20 protein-coding genes and 1 pseudogene are annotated in these 22690 nt (G+C 39.9%); all 21 read right to left on the bottom strand.

Annotated elements, in window-relative coordinates; all coding sequences use genetic code 11:
• Nucleotides 1-61: 61 nt before the first annotated feature.
• Nucleotides 62-787 (bottom strand): GntR family transcriptional regulator, encoded by a 726-nt coding sequence (locus RCG17_RS22000; RefSeq protein WP_308172192.1) that lies wholly within the window; start codon nucleotides 785-787, stop codon nucleotides 62-64.
• Between the two features lie 211 nt (nucleotides 788-998).
• Nucleotides 999-3356, bottom strand: a complete 2358-nt coding sequence (locus tag RCG17_RS21995; RefSeq protein ID WP_308172191.1) for a DNA translocase FtsK — start codon at nucleotides 3354-3356, stop codon at nucleotides 999-1001.
• Nucleotides 3357-3461: 105 nt separating this feature from the next.
• Nucleotides 3462-3698 (bottom strand): YlzJ-like family protein, encoded by a 237-nt coding sequence (locus RCG17_RS21990; protein WP_308172190.1) that lies wholly within the window; start codon nucleotides 3696-3698, stop codon nucleotides 3462-3464.
• On the bottom strand, nucleotides 3695-4453 hold the full coding sequence (locus RCG17_RS21985) for a ClpP family protease (protein WP_308172189.1): 759 nt from the start codon (nucleotides 4451-4453) through the stop codon (nucleotides 3695-3697). The genes RCG17_RS21990 and RCG17_RS21985 overlap by 4 nt, the downstream gene beginning before the upstream one ends.
• Nucleotides 4454-4737: 284 nt before the next feature.
• Entirely contained in the window at nucleotides 4738-6405 is a 1668-nt protein-coding gene (locus tag RCG17_RS21980; protein ID WP_308172188.1) for a ribonuclease J, read from the bottom strand.
• A 157-nt stretch (nucleotides 6406-6562) separates the two neighbouring features.
• Nucleotides 6563-7435, bottom strand: coding sequence for a 4-hydroxy-tetrahydrodipicolinate synthase (gene dapA, locus RCG17_RS21975; RefSeq protein WP_308172187.1), 873 nt, complete (start codon nucleotides 7433-7435; stop codon nucleotides 6563-6565).
• Nucleotides 7436-7499: 64 nt separating this feature from the next.
• Nucleotides 7500-8738, bottom strand: a complete 1239-nt coding sequence (gene dapG, locus RCG17_RS21970; protein ID WP_308172186.1) for an aspartate kinase — start codon at nucleotides 8736-8738, stop codon at nucleotides 7500-7502.
• A gap of 24 nt (nucleotides 8739-8762) precedes the next feature.
• Nucleotides 8763-9821 carry an aspartate-semialdehyde dehydrogenase gene (gene asd, locus RCG17_RS21965; protein WP_308172185.1) on the bottom strand — a complete coding sequence of 353 codons (1059 nt, stop codon included), beginning with the start codon at nucleotides 9819-9821 and terminating at the stop codon, nucleotides 8763-8765.
• 216 nt (nucleotides 9822-10037) lie between these two features.
• A complete protein-coding gene (gene dpaB, locus RCG17_RS21960) occupies nucleotides 10038-10631 on the bottom strand; it encodes a dipicolinate synthase subunit B (RefSeq protein ID WP_308172184.1) in 594 nt (197 codons plus the stop codon).
• Entirely contained in the window at nucleotides 10628-11530 is a 903-nt protein-coding gene (dpaA, locus tag RCG17_RS21955) for a dipicolinic acid synthetase subunit A (protein ID WP_308172183.1), read from the bottom strand. The genes dpaB and dpaA overlap by 4 nt, the downstream gene beginning before the upstream one ends.
• A 187-nt stretch (nucleotides 11531-11717) precedes the next feature.
• Nucleotides 11718-11957 (bottom strand): YlmC/YmxH family sporulation protein, encoded by a 240-nt coding sequence (locus RCG17_RS21950; protein WP_308172182.1) that lies wholly within the window; start codon nucleotides 11955-11957, stop codon nucleotides 11718-11720.
• A 97-nt stretch (nucleotides 11958-12054) separates the two neighbouring features.
• Nucleotides 12055-13293 (bottom strand): M16 family metallopeptidase, encoded by a 1239-nt coding sequence (locus RCG17_RS21945; RefSeq protein ID WP_308172181.1) that lies wholly within the window; start codon nucleotides 13291-13293, stop codon nucleotides 12055-12057.
• A gap of 47 nt (nucleotides 13294-13340) precedes the next feature.
• Nucleotides 13341-14336, bottom strand: a pseudogene (locus RCG17_RS21940) (polysaccharide deacetylase family protein).
• Between the two features lie 319 nt (nucleotides 14337-14655).
• Nucleotides 14656-16773, bottom strand: a complete 2118-nt coding sequence (pnp, locus tag RCG17_RS21935) for a polyribonucleotide nucleotidyltransferase (protein WP_308172180.1) — start codon at nucleotides 16771-16773, stop codon at nucleotides 14656-14658.
• A gap of 222 nt (nucleotides 16774-16995) precedes the next feature.
• Nucleotides 16996-17265, bottom strand: coding sequence for a 30S ribosomal protein S15 (gene rpsO, locus RCG17_RS21930; protein ID WP_308172179.1), 270 nt, complete (start codon nucleotides 17263-17265; stop codon nucleotides 16996-16998).
• Nucleotides 17266-17429: 164 nt separating this feature from the next.
• Nucleotides 17430-18413 (bottom strand): bifunctional riboflavin kinase/FAD synthetase, encoded by a 984-nt coding sequence (ribF, locus tag RCG17_RS21925; protein WP_374120861.1) that lies wholly within the window; start codon nucleotides 18411-18413, stop codon nucleotides 17430-17432.
• 19 nt (nucleotides 18414-18432) lie between these two features.
• A complete protein-coding gene (truB, locus tag RCG17_RS21920) occupies nucleotides 18433-19365 on the bottom strand; it encodes a tRNA pseudouridine(55) synthase TruB (RefSeq protein ID WP_308172178.1) in 933 nt (310 codons plus the stop codon).
• A gap of 57 nt (nucleotides 19366-19422) precedes the next feature.
• Entirely contained in the window at nucleotides 19423-19797 is a 375-nt protein-coding gene (rbfA, locus tag RCG17_RS21915) for a 30S ribosome-binding factor RbfA (RefSeq protein WP_308172177.1), read from the bottom strand.
• An 18-nt stretch (nucleotides 19798-19815) separates the two neighbouring features.
• Nucleotides 19816-20097, bottom strand: a complete 282-nt coding sequence (locus RCG17_RS21910) for a DUF503 domain-containing protein (RefSeq protein ID WP_308172176.1) — start codon at nucleotides 20095-20097, stop codon at nucleotides 19816-19818.
• The gene (gene infB, locus RCG17_RS21905; protein WP_308172175.1) at nucleotides 20094-22367 is read right to left on the bottom strand and encodes a translation initiation factor IF-2; all 2274 of its coding nucleotides are present in this window, start codon (nucleotides 22365-22367) and stop codon (nucleotides 20094-20096) included. Before infB ends, RCG17_RS21910 begins: the two co-directional genes overlap by 4 nt.
• 19 nt (nucleotides 22368-22386) lie before the next feature.
• Nucleotides 22387-22689, bottom strand: a complete 303-nt coding sequence (locus RCG17_RS21900; RefSeq protein ID WP_308172174.1) for a YlxQ family RNA-binding protein — start codon at nucleotides 22687-22689, stop codon at nucleotides 22387-22389.
• Nucleotide 22690: the final 1 nt, after the last annotated feature.

The following is a 22690-nucleotide window of genomic DNA, read 5'->3' as shown; positions in this document are numbered from 1 at the left end:
AGTAGGAAATTCTAAAAAAATAGCAAGACGGTTTGTTTTCATTATGCAATAAAAGAAACATTTATATTCTTTTTCTTAGCACTCGAAAGCTAAATTTGTCCGCTTTAAAATAGTTTACCGAGTATAGGATCGGTTCATCCGTTTCATCATAATGCAATTGTTTTAAGACCAAGAGAGATGTCTCGGGTTCGCATTCCAGAATGGGAGAGATTTTGTCATGATAACCAATTGGTTCAATTTGTGCGACAGCGTATGTAATTTTTCGGTTTGCTTCCTCTTCTAAGATGGTTAAGAGTGATTCTTCCCGATGAGGAAAAATTTCAGGCAAAATTTTTTCTGGAACTTTGTCAATACAATATACGACAGGTTCCCCATTTGCCGTTCTAACCCTTTCGATCATGACAATATCTTCTTCTGCCGTGCATGAAAAGCGACGAATATCCTCTTCGGTTGGAGTATTTGTTGATGAGCTTAGAAAAATCGTTCCTGGTTTCATCCCAGCCTGTTCAATCATTTTTGTTGTGCTATTTAGTTGTTCAATCCCAGATGTAAATAATGGCTTTGAGTTTACAAATGTTCCAACACCATGGCGGCGGATAATGACATTTTCTTCTTCAAGAATCCGTAACGCCTCCCTGAGTGTTGCCCGGCTTACCCCAAGTTTTTTGGAAAGGTCAAATTCAGATGGCAGCTTTTCTTTTTCTTGATAGATGCCCTCTTCAATATCTTGTTTTAAGCGGTCGATTACTTGTAAATACAAATGCCTATTATCTGATCGTATCGACATATAGGTTTCCTCCAGCATTTTTTCCTCAAACATCAGACCTCAGATGTATGATCATTCCTACTAATCCAAAATACTATAACATTTTTCTTTCTATAAATAAATAGACATAGGCCATATTGTCGGAAAATGTCTATTTGATAGCTGTAAACGTTTTCAATGATGCACATAAAACACACCAAAGCACAAGTACTTGGTGTGTTTTTCATTTATCTTACAAGGAACTTACGTCATCCTTTGGTTTTGTCACAAGGACTGTGCGGGGCTTACTCCCCTCGTAAGGTCCTACAATACCACGTGCTTCCATTTCATCGATTAAACGGGCTGCTCTTGTATAACCAATCCTAAAACGACGCTGCAGCATCGATACCGAAGCTGTTTGCATATCAACAATTAAATCAACTGCTTCCTGATACAGGTCGTCATCCACAGCCCCTTTTATTTCCTGAACATCGTCAGGAATCATATTCTCTTGATACTGGGCTTTTTGCTGGCCAATAACAAAATTAACCGTTTCCTCAACCTCTTCATCTGATAAAAAGGCTCCCTGCACCCTTATTGGCTTCGAAGCTCCCACAGGCAGGAAGAGCATGTCCCCTCTTCCCAATAGCTTTTCAGCACCACCCATATCAAGAATGGTTCTTGAATCAGTTGAACTTGAGACCGCAAAGGCAATCCTTGAAGGAATGTTTGCTTTAATGACCCCTGTGATAACATCCACTGACGGACGCTGTGTAGCAATAATCAAATGAATACCCGCTGCCCGCGCCATTTGTGCCAGTCTTGTAATCGAATCCTCAACATCTGAGGAGGCTACCATCATCAAATCTGCCAGCTCGTCGACAATGACGACAATAAACGGCAAATATGGCTGCTTATCATTTTCCTCTAAATTATGCCGTTTAACATGTTCATTATATCCTTCAATATTCCGTGTACCTGTGTGAGAAAATAGTTCATAACGGCGTTCCATCTCACTAACCACTTTTTGCAAGGCCTGGGATGCTTTCTTAGGATTCGTTACAACCGGTGCCAAGAGATGCGGAATCCCATTATAACCATTTAGTTCAACCATTTTTGGATCAATCATCATTAATTTTACTTCATGTGGTTTGGCTCTCATTAATATGCTTGTGATAATTCCATTGATACAAACACTTTTACCGCTTCCGGTAGCCCCGGCAACAAGCAAATGCGGCATCTTATTTAATTCAGCCAGTACGGCTTCCCCGGTAATATCCCTTCCTAAGCCGATCAAAAGTTTAGATTCTGGCTTCTCATTTTGAGTTGCTTCAAGGACCTCCCGAAGCGAAACCATTGCGACTTCGGAATTAGGTACTTCAATTCCAATCGCCGATTTTCCAGGGATTGGAGCTTCCATTCGAATATCTTTTGCAGCCAAGGCCAATGCTAAATCATCACTCAAGCTGACAATCTTACTCACTTTTACCCCAACATCTGGATGAACTTCATATTTCGTTACAGCCGGGCCTAGATGCACCTGAGTAACCCGTGCTTTTACACCAAAGCTTTGGAATGTACGTTCCAGTTTTGCAGCATTTGCATGAATTAATTCATACTCTCCGCTTTGGTCTGTTTTCTTTGGTTGTTTTAACAAGCGCAATGGCGGTAATTCATATGCATCATTTTCAACCTCAGTAAAGGTCATTTGTGCATTTAAATCTTCCTCATCCTCATGATGTTGTACTGCTTCAATCTGCGCTTCTTGAGGCGCTCGAGGAACTTCATTGATATCATCCTGATAGGCTCTATCCGCAAAGTTTGAAATAATCGGTTCGGTAATGACCACTTCTTCAGGCACCTGCTGCTCTTGAGAAAGTTGTTCCGAGGCTTGGCTTCTGCTACGTCTAGTTTGACGATCCTGCTGCTGCTGGTTCCGTCTTTTTTCTTGTCTTTCCTGCTGTTTTTGTTTCCATTCAACAATATCTGCTTTAAAAGCTTCCCATTGATTTTTTGAAAAATCTAAAACTCCAACTACAGCTTTTCCGACAAAGTCTCCAAATGACTTACCCGTAATTAAGATAAATCCAATAATAATAAATACAAAAGCGATGATTTTGGAGCCAGTTTCTGAAAATAAAAAGTAGAAAACAGCATATAAAACTGCTCCAATCATCCCCCCACCTAAATCAATCGTCGATGTCGTATGAAATAACGCATCCTTATAAATATTAAAGGTCTCGATAATCACACTTTTGGAGCTAAAATAATCTCGCTTTATCCGCAATTGAAACAAATAAATATGGTCATATAAGAGGAGAGAACAGATCAAACAATAGATACCAACTAATTTAGTATGAAAGAAATATGGAATCGATCGTTTCCACATTAGATAAATACTAAACATTGCGAGGCCAACAAGTCCGATCATATACCACTGTCCAAAGAAAAATTTAAAAAATAGATCTGTCCAATATCCAAGCTTGCCTAAATTGGCCATTGAAAGCATGGATAATGATAGCAAGACTAAAGCTGTCACCTCATATTGGAGTGTACTTTTTAAACTATTATCTCTTTTTCTTGTTGCCTGTCGCCGCTTTTTTTTTGCCATTTAATCACCTATATATTCATTGATATTGATACGAAGGAAGAAAAAGCAGCCTACTTTGGCTGCTCTTAACTTTTTCTTTATATAGTATATTATACCATAAGCCAATTAAGAGGAGGACAAAGCTGCCGGATTAAACATAGAAATTTTTGTTCCTGGTGAATAACGGTCGTCCATAAAGTGCTGCGGGTCACTGCTTAATACTCTTACAATCTGAATCGTTTGTGGATCCGTATATTCCACTAATAACGGGATTCCGTTCAAATTAATTGTTTTTTGTTTTTCGTAGGTATCATTTTCATATGGAAAAACTAATTCGATTGGAACTGTTGTATAGAGTATCATTGAACCAGCCCCTCGCTACTATTTGCTTTTTGTAAATCAATCAGTTCATTTAGCTTTTTCATCGCTTTACCCAGACCACCTACTGCATCAATAAGCCCCATGTCAACTGCTTCAACACCGATCACATTTGTTCCGATATCTCTGGTTAAATTCCCTTTAGCAAACATTAAGTCTTTAAATTTTTCCTCAGTAATATGGGAATGCTTTGTAACAAAATTGGTGACCCGCTCCTGCATTTTGTCAAGGTATTCAAACGTTTGTGGGACACCAATGACAAGTCCTGTTAATCGAATCGGATGGATCGTCATCGTGGCTGTTTCGGCAATGAATGAATAATCGCAAGAGACAGCAATTGGCACTCCTATCGAGTGTCCTCCTCCAAGTACAATGGATACAGTAGGTTTTGAGAGAGTACCCAGCATTTCTGAAATAGCAAGTCCAGCCTCAACATCTCCTCCAACTGTATTGAGTATGACCAGTACTCCTTCAATTTTTGGATTTTGCTCTATAGCAACCAATTGTGGGATCAGGTGTTCATATTTTGTTGTTTTATTTTGTGGAGGAAGGGCCAAATGTCCTTCAATTTGCCCAACAATTGTTAAACAATGGATTTTAGAATCAGCTGAAAGCTGTGGAACGTTTGTAGTACCCAGCTGCTGAATTTTTTCAACTAATGATGACGCAGCAGGTTTATCATCTTTTTGCGGCTCCTGTTCTTCACTTTCCATACTATATTGTTTTAAGTCCTTATCCATCCTTTGTTCTCCCTTCAGGCATGATATTCAATAGTATTGACAGATTCAATCATTTCATCCCAAAGGCAAAAGAAAAAAGCATTGAAACTCCAATGCTCAGGTAGCAGTAAGGTTGTTAAACTAGTCTGTTGATTGGCGCAGGCACTCGACTCCTGCGGGATAGAGAGGTCACTTGAGACCCCACAGGCACCCTGGCGCCGAGGAGGCTCAAGGAGCTCCCCGCGGAAAGCGAGTGCTCGGAGCGGAAATCAACAGGACCAGTTGCAGGTACAATTAATGCTTTTTTATACTTCCATGATGATTGGTAAAATCATCGGGCGTCTTTTGGTTTTTTCGTATAAATAGCGGTTTAGATCATCACGGATGTCTTGTTTTAATGATGACCAGTCAAAGTTGTCTTTTAATGTGTTTCGTTCAACTATTTCATGAACTAACTTTGTTGATTCATCCATTAATTTCTCTGATTCACGGACATAAACAAATCCCCTCGAGATAATCTCGGGTCCGGAAATAATTTTCTTTTCATGCCTCGTTAACGTAACGACAACAATTAAAATGCCATCCTGTGATAATAGCTTACGATCACGCAAAACAATGTTACCTACGTCACCGACGCCAATTCCATCAATCAAGACGTTTCCTGAAGTTACTTTCCCGCTTGGAACCATTTTGCCTTCTTTTATCTCAAGAACTTCTCCGCGGTCAAGAATATAAATTTGGTCATCTTTTAGTCCGCATTCTTTCGCAATTTTTCGATGTGCAATAAGCATCCGATATTCACCATGGACTGGTATGAAAAATTTTGGATTCATTAGGTTAATCATAAACTTAAGTTCTTCCTGACTTCCATGGCTGGAAACATGAACGGTACGTCTGCCAGAAACAACATTAGCCCCTGCTCGAAATAACATGTCCACTGCTTTCGTGATAAGAAGTTCACTGCCTCTATACGGAGACCCTGCAATCAAGACAGTATCTCCAGGCTGAATATTAACCTGTTTATGGGTTTGCTTCGCCATCTTCTGTAAACCTTCAATTGGTTCACCTTGACTGCCCGTCATTAAGATAACGATTTCATTATCTTCAAAGTTTTTTATTTCAGAAATAGGAATAATGCTCTCGTCCTCTACCTGAAGGTATCCCAAATCAAGCGCAATATGAAAGATCTTTTCTAAGCTTTTTCCCACAACTGCAACTTTTCGGCCTGTTTCTATAGCCGCATCAAAAATATGCTGAATCCGATTAATATCCGATGCAAAACAAGCAGCAATAATTCTACCTGATGCATTGTAAAAGGAATTGGACATTTCCCTGGCAACAATTGCTTCAGAGGTTGTATAGCCAGGTTTTTCTGCTTCAGTACTATCAGAAAGTAAGCAAAGTACACCTTGTTCCCCAATTTTAGCCATCTTCCCTATCTCCGGCTTATACAAATCTGTAGCTGATTGATCAAATTTAAAGTCACCAGTATAAACAATTGCCCCTTCAGATGTATGAATACACACACCAACGGAATCAGGAATACTATGATTTGTTCGGAAAAAACTTACGTCTACCGAATCCATATCAAGGACTGTATCGGAATTAACCTCTACTAAATTGACTGGACCGTAATAATCCTGTTCCTTAAGTTTAGCGTTTGCAAGCGCCAATGTTAATCGTGTTCCATAAACAGGAACATTGATTTTTCGTAAGATATAGGAAAGTGCGCCAATGTGGTCCTCATGACCATGTGTCAGGAAAACTGCTTTTACCCTTTCCTTATTTTCTACCAGGTAGGAAATATCTGGAATAACCATATCAATGCCCAGCATTTCATCCTCGGGGAACATTAAACCGGCATCAATAATGAAAATATCTTTGTCCACTTCGACAAGATACATATTTTTTCCAATTTCCCCCACGCCACCTAGAGCAATTAGCTTGATGGATGTATTTTGTTTCTGTATCAATTGTGTTGAACCTCCTGTTTCGATGTTAGGCCGACCTTAGATCAGTTACGCTTATTATACTTGATATTTGAAATTTATTACAACCAAATTCAAACCGTTCATTGGTAAATAGCCAAAAAAGCCCAATCGAATTTCATTCGATTGGGCTCATTTCTGATCATTGAATGTCTAAAAGTTTCGCTAACGTAATTCGTTCTTGTTCGGTAAGTGGAACAAGTGGGAGCCTTACCGTTCCTACATCCAGCCCTTTTAGCTGGAGAGCTGTTTTTACTGGTACGGGACTTGGCGCTGCAAACAACCCTTGCATAATTGGTAAATACGTTTGATGGATTTTAGCTGCTCTTTCAGTATTTCCATTTTGAAAAGACTGAACCATGTTTTGAATTTCTTTTCCAATGACATGAGAAGCGACCGATATAACTCCAGCTCCGCCAATCGCAAGGACCGGCAAGGCTATGCTATCATCACCACTATACAAAACAAAATCTTCTGGAGTATTGGCGATAATCTTTGTCATTGCGTTTAAATCACCGCTTGCCTCTTTTACAGCAACGATATTAGGTATGGCTGCAAGCCTAATGATTGTATCAGGATGGATGTTTACAGCGGATCTTCCAGGAATGTTATAAACCATGACTGGAAGCTTTGTACTTTCCGCAATCGCTTTAAAATGCTGATAGAGGCCCTCTTGGTTTGGCTTATTATAATAAGGACCAACAGCCATGATCCCATTTACACCAATTTCTTCGGCTTTCTTTGTAAGCTCTACAGATGCATAAGTGTTATTACTTCCAGTTCCGGCAATCACCGGAATTCTATTATCCACTACTTTTACGACATGTTCGAATAATGCCAGCTTCTCTTCCTTTGATAAAGTTGGTGATTCACCAGTTGTTCCTGCAACAACTAGTGAATCTGTTCCATTGTCAATTAAGTAATTTACAAGTTTGGTCGTTTTAATAAAATCAACGTGCCCTTTATTATCAAAAGGTGTTACCATAGCCGTTGCTACACGCCCAAAATGAACCATATAAATGCCCCTTCCTTCCTGATACGAAAAAACCAATCATTTTTTTTAAATATGATTTATTATCCTACTCTTGATCATATTCAAATGTCTCTTCTTCTAATTGAAAGGCATCATGAAGTGCATTTACCGATTTGATTAAATCTTCTTGCTTAACGAGTACCCAGATTGTTGTATGACTATCGGCTGATTGTAATATTCTGATTCCCTGATCAGACAGGGCCGTAACAATTTTGGATGTTACGCCGGGAACACCAGCAATTCCTGCACCTACTACGGAAACCTTTGCACAATTGCGTTCCACTGCAGGTTCATGACCAAGTTCTGCTAAAACTTTGATTGCACGATCTGTCATTTCATCTGTAACTGTATAGACAACACCATTTGGCGAAATATTGATAAAATCAACGCTTATATTTTCATTAGCCATTGCTTTAAATACTTCAGACTGCAAATTATACTGTTCTTTTTTCGCAAAAACCTTAATTTGCGTCACATTGGAAACATGCGCAATTCCGGTAACCAAGCGTTCGTTTATATCGCTGCCGCGATTTTCCTTTGAAGAAGATGTTACGAGTGTTCCAAGCTTATCAGAATACGTTGAACGAATTCTGATTGGCACTTTCGCCTGCATCGCTATTTCTACTGCTCTTGGGTGAATAACTTTTGCTCCTTGATAGGCCATATTGCACACTTCTGTATACGTAACAACTGAAAGCGGTCGAGCATTTTCAGCGATACGCGGGTCAGCAGTCATAATCCCTTCAACATCGGTAAAAATATCAATGATTTCCGCATTAAGTGCAGCTCCAAGTGCAGCAGCAGATGTATCACTGCCGCCACGTCCAATGGTTGTAACGTCCCCATTTTTTGCCATACCCTGAAAACCAGCAACAACGACTACATCTGATTGCTCCAATTCACGAAGAAGTCTTTCACATTTCATCTCAGTAATTTTAGCATTGGTGTGATCATTGTTCGTTCGGAACCCTGCCTGTGCTCCAGTTAAGGACGTGGCATGAATACCGTTCTCTAATAACATATTGGTAAAAACAATACTAGAAATGATTTCTCCGCAGGATAATAATAAGTCCTGTTCCCGCTTGGAAATGTTACTTAAGTTTCCACCAATAAGCGAAAGAAGGGTATCTGTTGCATATGGATCACCTTTTCTGCCCATTGCGGAAACAACAACGACAACTTTGTAGCCCTCAGCAAGAGCTTTTTCTATATGACGCTGTGCATGTTTCCTACTTTCCTCATCCTTTACAGATGTTCCGCCGAACTTTTGAACAATAATTTTCATGGAGCTAAAAACCTGCCTTTATGACTATTGGTTCGCTTTTACCAGACCTAATCTGATTAAACTTTCAGCAATTTGAACGGAATTCCAAGCAGCACCTTTAAGAAGGTTATCGGAAACAACCCACATATGGAAGCCGAGGTCCTCATCTAGGTCTTTACGAATTCTTCCAACAAAAACATCATTGCTGCCTACACAGTTTGCTGGCATTGGATAGATTTGATTTTCTGGGTCGTCCTGAAGAACAATACCTGGTGCATCACTTAACAATGATTTAATTTCGCTTGGCTGTACACCTTCTTGTTCCACTTCAAAATAAACAGATTCAGAGTGTCCAACAGCAACTGGTAAGCGAACACACGTTGCAGCTACAGAAAGGTCTGGTAAATGCATAATTTTTTTCGTTTCATTAATCATTTTCATTTCTTCATAAGTAAAACCATTATCCTGGAACACATCTATTTGTGGGATTGCATTAAAAGCAATTTGATAATGCTTTTCGGCACTCTTTACTGGTAAAACTTTAGGTTCGTAGTTTTCCCCGTTAATAATTGCTTTTGTTTGGTCATTTAATTCTTGAATCGCTACTGCTCCTGCACCAGACACAGCCTGATAGGTTGAAACAAGGACTTTCTTTAAACCATATTTTTGGCGAACTGGTTCTAGTGCAACGACCATTTGAATCGTAGAACAATTTGGATTGGCAATAATGCCATTATGTTTATGAAGGTCGTCCTCATTCACTTCAGGAACAACCAACGGGATATCTGGATCCATCCGAAATGCACTGGTATTATCAACAACCACTGCACCGCGTTTAACAGCTTCAGGTGCAAACTGTTTTGATACACTTCCGCCTGCTGAGAATAATGCAATGTCTACACCTTCAAAGCTCTCCGGCTTTGCCTCCTCAACAGTATATTCTTGACCTTTAACCATTACTTTTTTGCCTGCAGATCGTGCAGATGACAATAAGGTTAATTTCGCGAAAGGAAAGTCGCGTTTGATTAAGGTATCAATCATTTGTTGTCCTACTGCTCCTGTTGCTCCAACAACTGCAACATGAAGTCCATTTTGTTGACTCATTTTCTAGTGCCCCTTCCACTCTCTACATTTCTCGATTTCGGCCATCTCTCTAAATAAGGAAATGGAATTTTCACTTAATCGATGACAAAAATCTGTCGGTTACTTCACCACATCCGCGAAACAAGCCGAGCCGCTCGCGGATGATTATGTGATAATTCATTTTACCATATTCCCAAAAAGAAATAACCTTTTTGCTGTGTTTGAGTGAAGGAAAAATTAGTCACGATACCTTTCTACTAGAACAGGCTGAAGCTGGTTTCCATTGATTGCACTTTCAATTGTGTCATACAGCATTGTCATTCTTGCGACCATTGAGTTTGGTTTTTTAACGGGGTCATCCTGACCAAATGGAATAAAATAAATATTCTTTGTGGCCATCAATCTCATTAAATTTACTCCATTTAATCCCAAGGCATCGTTTGTTGAGATCCCTAAGACCACTGGTTTCCCATTTCTTAGTGTAGCTTTAGCCGCCATTAGAACAGGGCTGTCTGTCATCGCATTGGCAAATTTACTCATCGAATTGCCGGTTAACGGAGCAATTACCATGCAATCTAGTGGAAGTTTTGGTCCAAGTGGTTCGGCTGCTACAATCGAATCAATAACCTTATTTCCAGTTAATTCTTCTATTCTGGTTATCCAATCTTCCCCTTTACCAAATCTGGTTTCTGTACTTTTAACGGTAAAGGTTACAACTGGCATCACTTCTGCTCCAGATTGAACCAATTTTTCAATTTCCGGAAATACTGCATCATAGGTACAATGGGAACCTGTTAAACCAAAGCCAATTCTCTTCCCTTTTAAACTCATTTCGAATTCTCCTTTCGTAATGCTAGGTCTTCCTGAAAAAGTTGTGCGAGAATATCAGCTAAGATTTGCCCTGCAGTTTTCGGTGCAACAATCCCTGGTAGACTTGGGGCAAGTAATGCTTTAATTCCTCGTTTTTCGGCGTAGCGAAAGTCTGTACCCCCTGGTTTTGAGGCAATATCTATAATGAGTGTATGGGCGGGCATTTTTGAAATAACGGCTGCACTGACAATCGGATATGGAATGGTGTTAATTAAAATATCTGTATCGTGTACTTTATTTTTTAGGTCATTTAAATGAAATGGGGTTAATGCCATTTCTGTTATTCTAGCGAGATGTTCGTTCTTTCTTGCTCCAACCTTTACCTTTGCTCCAAGAACATGGAACGTCCTTGCAACACTCATTCCACATCTCCCTAAACCAAGAACAACAACGTTTGAGCCATGAATGGTAAAGTCCGTATGCTGAATGGCCATCATGATCGTTCCTTCTACGGTTGGAATCGAATTATAGATTGCCACATCGTCCCGCTCAAAAAGCTTTACTAAGTTTCTATTTGCCTTTTCAGTAATCCCATTTAAATAGGCATTACTGATACCTGAATAAACGGTGCAATGCTCTGGAGTTTTTGAAAGGATTTCTTCTGTTAACAAGACTTTTTCATTGGAGAAAATGGTTTCCACGTATCCTTCCAAATTGGTTCCAGCTACAGGTAAAATAAAGGCATCCATATTTGTATAATCGACCTCGTCGATTTTCTCCTTGACCGCACCTGTAAAGGCATGATCGAGCTGTTCGAATCCAATTAAAGATAATTTGGCGTCTAATTCGGTCAGCTTTCGGATAATTTCCAGCTGTCTGGCATCTCCACCAATCACGGCTATCTGCATCCCTGTCAGCATGAAAACATTCACCTTCTTTTATTAAAATCACCATGAATTTTTTCTTCTTTTCACTTCACCATCTTATGTAGATGCCCGCTAATCGGTGAGTAATTCAATCTGGATAAAATAAAAAAGCCCAAGCAAGATAGGTTTGCTTGGGTTTTTAGATATCTTTATTTTCATAGGTCGTATCATGAAATGAAAATTACTCCTCGGGGATATCAATAATGATCATATCAGTGCCAATTTTTTTGATATGCTGCCATGGGACGCGAATTTCTTGCCCTTGTTTTCGCAGGCCAAACCACTTTGTAGATGGAATTAACAATGCTTGAATTTGTCCTGTTGCTTCATTTATTTCAAGATCGGTTTGTCCTAATACTCCTAAACGTTCTGCCTTTTTTACATCCACAATTTCCTTGCCACTTAACTCACTCAATCTCATTTAGGTATGCTCCTTTCAACTATTTGTACTAGTGTATAAGCTTGCCTCTAAAATTAGAAGTAAAAAACAGCTCGGCATTAAACGCCGAACTGTTTTTTTAAATGAGTCCCTTCGGAAATTCTCCTTCAGGGCTTATTAATGAAAGTGAGTATTTATCGGTAAAGATTGAATTAGCCATACTGTTAACACCCTGCATTGTTACACCGTCAATTTGCTCGATTATTTCATCTAAAGAACGGTGACGTTTTAATAGCAATTCATTTTTTCCATTACGGCTCATTCGGCTATTTGTGCTCTCCAAGCCTAGCATCAAACTGCCCTTTAATTGTTCCTTACTATTTTTAAGCTCTTTGTCGGTTATACCTTCAGCCTTTAATTTATCTAAGGTTTCTTGAATGGTTTCATATAACACATCAAGCTGCTTAGCTCCTGTACCTCCATAAATGGTCACAATACCGCTATCTTGATAAGCAGAATGATAAGAAAACACCGAATATGCTAAACCGCGCTGTTCACGAACTTCCTGAAATAGTCGGCTGCTCATACTTCCACCCAAAACATTATTAAGAATGATCAATGTGTAAATATCCTCATGTCCTACTTTTAGACCATTATATCCAATACACAAATGAGCCTGTTCTGTATCTTTCTTACGCGAGATTCGATTGGAGTGAAATGAAGACTTCATCTCCGTCTCTGTTCTTTTCCCGCCTTCATATTTTCCAAAATATTTTTCGACTTCGCCAATAAAGGTTTCTGGGATATTGCCAGCAATTGAAATAACAACATTTTCAGGCGTATATCTTTCCTTTATATAACTTTTTAAGGTTTCAGAATTAAACGTATTTAACGTCTCTTCTGTCCCTAGGATCGGATATCCTAATGGATGATTTTCATAAACGGCCTTGCTTAGCAGGTCGTGAACAATATCATCTGGGGTGTCTTCATACATTTTGATTTCTTCTACAATAACATTACGTTCTTTTTTTAGTTCTTCATCATCAAAGGTAGAATTAAAAAACATATCAGCTAAAACCTCTAAAGCATAATCGGCATGTGTATCCAGCACTTTAGCGTAGTAGCATGTATACTCTTTTGAGGTAAATGCATTAACCTGCCCGCCAATACTATCGAATGACTCCGCTATTTCCCTTGCTGATCTCGTCTTTGTACCTTTGAAAAACATATGCTCCAAAAAGTGAGATATCCCGTTATTTTGTGGATTTTCGTCCCTCGATCCTGTTCCGATCCATACGCCGATTGCGACAGATCGAACGGTTGGGATCTGTTCAAGTACAATTCTAACTCCATTTTGGCAGGTATATTTTTTTATCATCGAATTCCTCCTGTTCATCAACAACAAGTTACAATCAATTCTGTTTGTTAGTTAGTGTTAGTGTTTCCTTTATGTTGCAAAAGTTTCTCATTTTCTATCATGATTCTTTTTTCATCCATTAATTCAGTAACTGTCCCGATGGTTAAATTCTTTTTCTCTATTAACGTGATTAATCAATCCAAGGCTTTAGCAGTTGATTCAGTAGGATGCATAAGAATTAATGAACCGTTTCCAACTTTACTTATGACTCGATTAATTAAAACATCGGGAGTTGGTTTTTGCCAATCGACCGTATCGACGGTCCACATCACTGTTTCCATCTTTAAATCATCAGCGACTTTAACGGTTTCATCGCGATAACTGCCGCTGGGCGGAGCAAACCAAACACTCTTTTTACCGGTAGTTGCTTCAATAACCTCATTGGTTTTGATCATTTCTGATCTTGCCCGGTCCGCTGATAATCGCTTCATGTCAGGATGTGTGTAGGAATGGTTTCCAACCTCATGTCCAGCATCAACGATCATCTTGGCCAAGTCTGGATTTTTTTTCACCCAATTTCCCTCTAGAAAAAAGCTGGCAGAAATGTGGTGTCTTTTAAGCGTTTTGAGCATTTCAGGTAAATATTCATTTCCCCAGGCAACATTAATGATAAAGCTAACCATAGGTTTATCGGGATTACCTTTGTAGATTGGTGATGGGGGTAAGTCCTTTAGATGTACACTAGGCTCAATTTGCTTAAAGACTAATTTCTTTTCATCAAACTTTCCTGCCTTTTTCATTTTTTTATAGGAGGCAGAAATATCAACCTTCAGGCCGTTATATCCCGGAATCTTTTTCCATACTCTATCTATTGTAGCATCCTGTGGCTTTATTTCATATTTTGATGCTTCTTTACTTATTTTCTGATACAGAGAATCAGTTTGTTTGGCGGCTGGGAGTGAATAGTGATTTTTTATCAAATGCACATATGTACTTACGGCTGATTCATTGAAAGTAATTAATAAACCTAATAAGAAAAAAACAACTATTGCGATGATCTTCATATTTCAACCTTCCCCCTTCAAATACAAATTATGTATCGAAAGGACAAGATAGAACCAAAAGCGGAAGCACCCGTTTAGCGACGTACGGACTGGAGCTCACCGACTGAGATAAAGGAAACACGAAGAGCGTTAGCGATTCGATGTTGACTTATCGTAGGGAGGTGGGCGAAGTACACTAGTCGCTGGGTGCTGGCCGACTAAAAGCGCCGCCGTCCTGGCGGCAACGTCGGCACTAGCACATCCTGTGCGTCGGAGCTAGCCTTAGAACCAAAGGACGACACTAAAAAAGTCAGGGTTCCCCCTGACTTTTTATTAAAACTTATTGTTTTTGTTCTTCTTTTTCACGTTGTTCTTTTAAGACTGCCTTACGTGAGAGGTTAACGCGACCTTGTTTATCGATTTCGGTAACCTTGACTAAGATTTCATCACCAATAGAAACAACGTCTTCTACTTTGCCGACTCGCTCTTCTGCAAGCTCGGAAATATGGACTAAACCGTCTTTCCCAGCAAAAATTTCTACGAATGCACCGAATTTTTCAATTCGCTTTACCTTTCCAAGATAAAGCTGTCCAACTTCAACTTCACGAACAAGGTCTTCGATGATTTTTTTGGCTTTTTGGTTCATTTCTTGATTGGTGGAAGCAATGAAAATGGTGCCGTCTTGTTCAATGTCAATTTTGACACCTGTTTCTTCGATAATCTTATTAATTTGCTTTCCGCTTGGTCCGATGACATCACGAATCTTATCAGGATTAATTGCCATCGTCAGGATTTTCGGAGCATAGGCAGAAAGATTTGTTCTTGGTTCTGATATAGTGCTTAGCATAGACTCTAATATTTGCATACGGCCTTTTTTAGCTTGTGTTAAAGCTTCCTCTAAAATCTCACGGGAAAGTCCTGCAATTTTAATATCCATTTGCAATGCGGTTACACCTTTTGCGGTACCAGCTACTTTAAAGTCCATATCACCAAGATGGTCTTCCATTCCTTGAATGTCCGTTAATACAGAATAATGCTCACCAGACTTCACAAGTCCCATTGCAATTCCGGCCACTGGGGCTTTAATTGGCACCCCTGCATCCATCATGGCAAGTGTACTACCGCAAATGCTTGCTTGTGATGTAGAACCGTTTGACTCTAAAACTTCAGAAACCAGGCGGATCGTATATGGAAAATCCTTTTCAGACGGGATAATTGGCTCTAATGCACGTTCACCTAGTGCACCATGACCGATTTCACGACGTCCTGGTCCGCGCATTGGCCCTGTTTCCCCAACACTAAATGGCGGGAAATTATAGTGATGCATAAACCGTTTTTCTTCCTCAATTCCCAGGCCATCAAGAATTTGAACATCACCCATTGCACCTAACGTACAAATGCTCAATGCTTGCGTTTGTCCCCGTGTGAATAAACCAGAACCATGTGTTCGAGGCAAAATTCCCACTTGTGATGACAATGGACGAATTTCATCAATTTTCCGGCCATCCGGACGGACCTTTTCCTCGGTAATTAAACGGCGCACCTCGCCTTTAACAATCTTGTCCAAAATTTGCTTCACTTGTTTTAAGTCATCTTCGGTTGCTTCTTGTTCCTCGTATTTGGCAATGACCTGTTTTTTCACTTCATTAATGGCGTCTTCTCTGGCATGCTTTTCTTGAACTTGTATCGCTTTTAACATGTCGGCTTCACATATTTCTCTTACAGAAGCTTCAAGCTCTTTATCAATTTCATATAAAGTAATTTCTCTTTTTTCTTTACCAACTTCTGAAACAATCTTTTCTTGGAATTCGATTAACCGCTTGATTTCTTCATGGCCGAACATGATCGCTTCAAGCATGGTTTCTTCCGGTACCTCGTTAGCACCTGCTTCAACCATGTTAATTGCATCTTTTGTTCCGGCAACTGTTAAATGGATATCGCTTTTTTCAGCCTGTTCTACGGTTGGGTTAATCACAAAATTCCCATCTACGCGGCCGACAATCACACCAGCAATCGGACCTTCAAACGGAATATCAGAAGTGCTCAGAGCAAGAGACGACCCAAACATCGCTGCCATTTCTGTCGAACAATCCTGGTCCACACTCATTACAATACTTACAACTTGGACATCATTCCGAAAACCATCTGCAAACAATGGACGGATTGGACGGTCGATCAGGCGGCTTGCTAAAATTGCCTTTTCACTTGGACGACCTTCACGCTTAATAAAACCACCAGGAATTTTACCAACTGCATATAATCGTTCTTCATAGTTGACCGTCAACGGGAAAAAATCCAGTTTCTTTGGTTCTTTCGAAGCTGTCGCTGTACTTAATACAGCAGAATCTCCATAGCGGACTAAAACCGCACCATTAGCTTGTTTTGCTAATTGGCCAATTTCAACTGTCAACTGGCGGCCTGCCCAATCTATGGAATAGGAATGTTTATTTTGATCCATATAATTATTACCCCTCTCTATCTACATTGCTTTAGAGGATGATGCGAAAAAGAGCTTTCGCTATTATCATCTTGCTTTATAATCAAACCATTACAGGTAAATATAAAAAAAAAATAATATATAATTTAGTATGCACATTTTTGTCTAGTCTTAAAATATGTATGAAGATTCTTACCCTTTTTTAAGCTAATAAAAAAGCGGGAAAAATCCCGCTTCTGCTGATTATCGACGTAGACCAAGTTTGTTGATTAACACGCGGTAACGTTGAACATCTTTGTTACGTAAGTAAGTTAACAAATTACGGCGTTTACCGACCATTTTTAAAAGGCCGCGACGTGAATGATGATCTTTTTTGTGAGTGCGTAAATGATCATTCAAATTGTTAATCGATTCAGTAAGGACAGCGATTTGTACTTCTGCAGATCCTGTGTCGTTTTCATGAGTTTTATACTCATTAATAAGTTCATTCTTACGTTCTTGAGTGATTGCCATCCTGATTCACCTCCTAGTATAGCAACAATCAGCCATGCTGGTTGCTTAATTTCAATCGCCTGTTACTGAGCAAGCGTCGGTGACTCGACTTGCCAAGCAAAGGTTCATTTTCGTACGAATATAAGAATACACTTTTTCACGCTAAAAATCAAGTATGTTAAAGATTATCCATCATTTCTTAAAAATAAACTCGATTTTGGCAAATTGTTCTCTTGAAAGTAATCTATGGCATTTTGCTTGTCTTTTTCTATTTGCGCTACAAGCTCATCAATCCCTGAAAACTTTTGTTCTTTTCTTAGGTAACGATGCCATTCAACTTGAACCTTTTCACCGTAAATATCCCGATTAAAATCAAAGAGGTGAACCTCTATTGATGGTTTTGCCGCAGCTTCATTTTTAAAAGTAGGTTTGTAACCAAGATTACATACTCCATTGTACCATTTTCCTTTAACCTTAAACCGTGCTGCATATACCCCAACAGGTGGAACAATATATTCCTCATTTAGCTCTACATTTGCTGTTGGAAAACCAATTGTTCGTCCTCGTTTATCTCCATGAACAACAATGCCTGAGGTGGTATAATATCGGCCAAGCAACTGGGAAAGCTGTTCTGTTTCCCCTTCATTAAGAAGCTTTCTAATCCAAGTTGAGCTTACTTTTTCGTCTCCGCAAGTAAATTTAGGGACAGTCGTAAATGTAAACTGCTCTCTGGAATGAAATGTCAATGTTTCCATTGTTCCTTTACCCATGCGGCCATATGTATAATCAAAGCCAGCCACAACATGTTTAACATTTAAGCCAATGAGAAACTGATCCACAAATTCCTGTGGAAGAAGATTGGCAAAATCTGCTGTAAAATGAACAATAAACAAATAATCGATACCCAGGTCAGCGATTATCTCAATTTTCTCACTTAACGGAGTAATAGATTGCATATTGCGGCCACTTTTTTTAAGAACGACAGACGGATGCGGATCCAACGTCATAACAGCACTTTTTAACCCAAGTTTTTTGGCATTTCTTTTTGCCTCTAGGATCACCTGTCTGTGACCTCGATGCACTCCATCAAAATAGCCAAGCGCCATTGCCAGTGGGGGAATCTCCTCATTATTTAGATGAAGGGGAAAATCAAGCATTTTTATTTCCACAATCAAACTCACCTTTTCTCTATAACTCTTTTTCCAATTGGTTGTTGCGTAAAACCTTTACAGGTTTCATCAAACCTGGTTTGTTCGGGTGTTTAGCGTAAATAGCCAGCGCTACTTTTGCTTCATTTTCAACCACAATTGGGCCATCCCAGTTACCGTTATTTTCCGGCAGGGGTAAGACGGCTCCATTTTTCACTTTCTCTGCTACTTTATCATTTATAACATATTTGGGCAAATGAGAAAGAGCCTCTTCGAGTGGGTATAAGAAATTTTCAATCGTCCCCTGCTCCATTTTTTCCTCAACCTCGGAGAATGTCAGGCAATCATCTAGTGCAAACGATGCTGCTCGGGTACGCTCGAGCTTTGACATATGTGCAGGGTACCCAAGCTTTTCACCAATCATGACGGCTAAAGTACGAATATAGGTGCCTTTACTGCAGTCCACTTGAAAGCGAAAAGATACCGTTTCACCTGAGAACTCCTGGCGATCATCCAGTAATTCGATGGAATGGATCTTCACTTTTCTTGTTGGTCGCTCCACTTCAATTCCTTTTCTTGCGTATTCATACAGACGTGTACCGTTCACTTTTACCGCAGAATACATGGGCGGAGTTTGTTCAATTTCACCTGTTAATGAAGTTAAAACTGATTGGAGCTCGTCTCTTGTGAAACCTCGGTCTATCGTTTTCTTTTCTACAACATCACCAGAAGCATCTTCAGTTGTGGTTGAGAACCCAATCGTGACTTCACCTTCATAGGCTTTACCGGCATCTGTTACATACTCTGCCACTTTTGTTGCTCTGCCGATACAAACGGGAAGTACTCCAGTAACATCCGGGTCAAGTGTGCCGGTATGGCCGACTTTTTTAGTTTTTAATATTTTTCGCAATTTAAAAATGCAATCATGTGATGTAAGCCCGGCAGGCTTAAACAATGGCAAGATTCCTTCCAAATGGATCCCTCCTCCTCAGATTCTTTCAAAAAAAATGGATAGACAATGTCTATCCATTTACTCTTCTCTTTCAGGCTGTTGGTCGTTGTCCTCTGTATGCAATTGATGGAGAAGATTTTCAATACGATTGCCATAATCGATTGATTCATCAAATTCAAAAATAATTTCAGGTGTTTTGCGAAGACGGATTCGATGGCCGATTTCAGTTCGGATAAATCCTTTCGCTTTCGCAAGCCCTTTAAGAGTATTCTCTCTTTGCTCCTCATCGCCTAAAACAGAGATATAAACCTTTGCCTGTTGAAGGTCACCGGTTACTTGTACGTCCGTTACGGTAACGAATCCGATTCTTGGATCCTTTATTTTACGTCCGATGATATCACTTAACTCTTTCTTCATTTGCTCCCCAACCCGGTTTGCTCTGTGGTTGGTCATATGCATTCACCTCTTATTCTAAAGCCATTCAATGTCGGTGATCGTTCTTTCTATTTCCGGAAACGAGTCAATTAGCTGCAGGGCATGCTGTAATTCTACTTCAGCGGAAACTCGGGCAGAGGCGACAGTCACAATGGCAATTTTCGTTCGCTGCCATACATCCTGATAATCAACCTCTGAAACCGACACATTATACCTTTGTTTTAGTCGGGTGATAATCCGCTGCAGGACCGCTCGTTTCTCTTTCAAAGAATGGGCATCATAAATGATGCATTCACAAGCAGCTAGACCAACGATCATTTACGTTCAATTTCTTGCATTACATAAGCTTCAATGATATCTCCCTCTTTAACATCATTGAAGTTTTTAATGGTAATCCCACATTCATAACCTTGGGCTACTTCTTTTGCATCATCTTTGAAACGTTTTAGATCATCAATTTCCCCTTCGTAGATTACGACACCGTCACGAATGACACGGACTCCGCTGTCACGAGTAATCTTACCATCGATTACATAAGAACCAGCAATGGTTCCAACTTTCGATACTTTAAAGGTTTGACGAACTTCTGCTTGACCGATAATTTTTTCTTCAAACTCTGGATCAAGCATACCTTTCATCGCTGATTCAATTTCTTCAATAACTTTGTAAATAATTCTGTGAAGGCGGACATCAACCTTTTCAGCCTCTGCAGCCCGTTTAGCATTGGCGTCAGGGCGAACGTTGAAACCAATAACAATTGCATTTGAAGCAGCTGCTAACGTGATATCTGACTCATTGATCGCTCCTGCAGCACTGTGAATAATTTTGATATTGACACCTTCGACCTCGATTTTTTGTAATGAAGCGGCAACAGCCTCTGCAGAACCTTGCACGTCGGCTTTAATAATAACATTAAGGTCTTTCATTTCACCTTGCTTCATTTGTTCAAATAATGTCTCTAAACTTACGCGGGATTGTCCGCCGCGATGGGCAACCAAGGCCTGCTGTGCTCTTGCTTCTCCCACATTGCGAGCCGACTTTTCATCGTCAAAAACAACAAAACGGTCGCCTGCTTGTGGGACATCATTTAAACCTGTGATTTCAACAGGTGTAGACGGACCTGCTTCTTTCACCCTGCGGCCTAGATCATTGACCATTGCACGGACACGGCCATGGGTATGACCAACAACAATTGGATCTCCAATGCGAAGTGTTCCGTTTTGAATGAGCAACGTGGCTACTGGCCCACGTCCTTTATCCAAACGAGCTTCAATGACAGTACCCATAGCGTTTCGCTTTGGATTTGCTTTCCATTCTTCTACTTCACCGACAAGTAAAATCATTTCAAGAAGGTTATCAATGCCTTCTCCAGTTTTTGCGGAAAGTGGAACGAAAATAGTATCCCCGCCCCATGCTTCGGCAACTAATCCATGTTCAGTTAGCTCCTGCATAACACGGTCTGCATTTGCTGCTTCTTTATCCATTTTATTAACGGCTACGATAATTGGAACTTCTGCAGCTTTAGCATGATTGATTGCTTCAATTGTTTGCGGCATAACACCGTCATCTGCAGCGACAACAAGAATCGTGATATCAGTGATTTTGGCACCACGGGCACGCATTGTCGTAAAGGCTGCGTGTCCAGGAGTATCCAAGAAGGTAATTTTCTTACCATTTTCTACGACCTGATAGGCCCCGATATGCTGAGTGATTCCGCCGGCTTCGCCTTCTGTCACTTTTGTATTTCGAATGGAATCGAGCAATGTGGTTTTACCATGGTCAACGTGACCCATAATTGTCACAACAGATGGTCTTTCAACAAGTTCTTCTGGTGCGTCTTCTGTAAAATAAACCTCTAGGTCGGTTGCATCGATTTTAATTTCTTCCTCAACCGCAACTCCATACTCACCAGCAATTAATTCAATGGCATCTTTATCTAAATCTTGATTGATCGTTGCCATGACACCAAGTAAGAATAACTTCTTAATGATTTCTGATGGCTCACGATGTAATTTTTTTCCAAGCTCAGCAACTGTTAAAGATTCACTAAAGGTGATTTTTGAAGGAAGTTCCCTCTCTTTTTTCTTTTGTGGCTGTTGCTGTTGCTGCTGCTGTACCTGGGCATGCGGCTTTTTATTATTATTACGATTGCGGTTTTGCTGTCCAGGTCTATTATTAGCTTTTCCTTTATTGAATGCTTTATTTTCTTTTGATTGAAATTCTTGATCGTGTTTTTTTCCTTCTTTGACTTTAGGAGGAGCCACTTTCGCTTTTGCAGGTACAGCTACTTTAACGTCGTCATCATCTTCAAATGCTTTTGCTGTAGCTTTTGGCTGGATTTGTTGTTTTTGTGGCTGACTTGCATTCGTTGGTTTCCCGTTTTGGCGTTGTTCTCCAGGCTTTGCCTGCTTTTGCGTCTCTTTGCTCTCTTTTTTATTATAGATCGCGTCAAGCTTGGCAATCTCTGCTTCTTCAATTGTCGCCATATGGTTAGAAACCTCAACATTCATTTCTTTTAGTTTTGTAATAACATCTTTACTTGAGATGTTGTATTTTTTGGCATATTCATATACACGTGTTTTACTCATTCTTTCACCCCCGCTAGATTTAATCGAGCAACGTAACCAGCTTCTTCGCAAACCCATTATCCAATACAGCTACAACAACGCGGGCTTCTTTCCCAATGGCTTTTCCAAGTAAAAAACGATCTTCCACAATTTTTAATGGAACTTGGTACGAATGACATTTATCCGTAATTTTTTTTGTTGTATTTGCAGATGCGTCTGCCGATAATAATATAAGTTTTGCTTTTCCGCTCCGAATTTCCTTCACGGAAAGCTCCTCACCTGATATAATTTTCCGTGCTCGATTGGCCAGGCCAAGTAATGACATCCATTTCGAAGAGTTCATG

The organism is Neobacillus sp. PS3-12 (genome assembly GCF_030915385.1).
GTDB lineage: Bacteria > Bacillota > Bacilli > Bacillales > Cytobacillaceae > JAEVLT01.
Note: the sequence above shows the minus strand (reverse complement) of the source record. Positions and strands in the feature narration are given on the sequence as shown.

Coding starts and splice junctions, on each gene's coding strand:
- RCG17_RS22000 (WP_308172192.1), bottom strand. CDS start 787: ATGTCGATACGATCAGATAATAGGCATTTGTATTTACAAGTAATCGAC.
- RCG17_RS21995 (WP_308172191.1), bottom strand. CDS start 3,356: ATGGCAAAAAAAAAGCGGCGACAGGCAACAAGAAAAAGAGATAATAGT.
- RCG17_RS21990 (WP_308172190.1), bottom strand. CDS start 3,698: ATGATACTCTATACAACAGTTCCAATCGAATTAGTTTTTCCATATGAA.
- RCG17_RS21985 (WP_308172189.1), bottom strand. CDS start 4,453: ATGGATAAGGACTTAAAACAATATAGTATGGAAAGTGAAGAACAGGAG.
- dapA (WP_308172187.1), bottom strand. CDS start 7,435: ATGGTTCATTTTGGGCGTGTAGCAACGGCTATGGTAACACCTTTTGAT.
- dapG (WP_308172186.1), bottom strand. CDS start 8,738: ATGAAAATTATTGTTCAAAAGTTCGGCGGAACATCTGTAAAGGATGAG.
- asd (WP_308172185.1), bottom strand. CDS start 9,821: ATGAGTCAACAAAATGGACTTCATGTTGCAGTTGTTGGAGCAACAGGA.
- dpaB (WP_308172184.1), bottom strand. CDS start 10,631: ATGAGTTTAAAAGGGAAGAGAATTGGCTTTGGTTTAACAGGTTCCCAT.
- dpaA (WP_308172183.1), bottom strand. CDS start 11,530: ATGCTGACAGGGATGCAGATAGCCGTGATTGGTGGAGATGCCAGACAG.
- RCG17_RS21950 (WP_308172182.1), bottom strand. CDS start 11,957: ATGAGATTGAGTGAGTTAAGTGGCAAGGAAATTGTGGATGTAAAAAAG.
- RCG17_RS21945 (WP_308172181.1), bottom strand. CDS start 13,293: ATGATAAAAAAATATACCTGCCAAAATGGAGTTAGAATTGTACTTGAA.
- pnp (WP_308172180.1), bottom strand. CDS start 16,773: ATGGATCAAAATAAACATTCCTATTCCATAGATTGGGCAGGCCGCCAG.
- rpsO (WP_308172179.1), bottom strand. CDS start 17,265: ATGGCAATCACTCAAGAACGTAAGAATGAACTTATTAATGAGTATAAA.
- rbfA (WP_308172177.1), bottom strand. CDS start 19,797: ATGACCAACCACAGAGCAAACCGGGTTGGGGAGCAAATGAAGAAAGAG.
- RCG17_RS21910 (WP_308172176.1), bottom strand. CDS start 20,097: ATGATCGTTGGTCTAGCTGCTTGTGAATGCATCATTTATGATGCCCAT.
- infB (WP_308172175.1), bottom strand. CDS start 22,367: ATGAGTAAAACACGTGTATATGAATATGCCAAAAAATACAACATCTCA.
- RCG17_RS21900 (WP_308172174.1), bottom strand. CDS start 22,689: ATGAACTCTTCGAAATGGATGTCATTACTTGGCCTGGCCAATCGAGCA.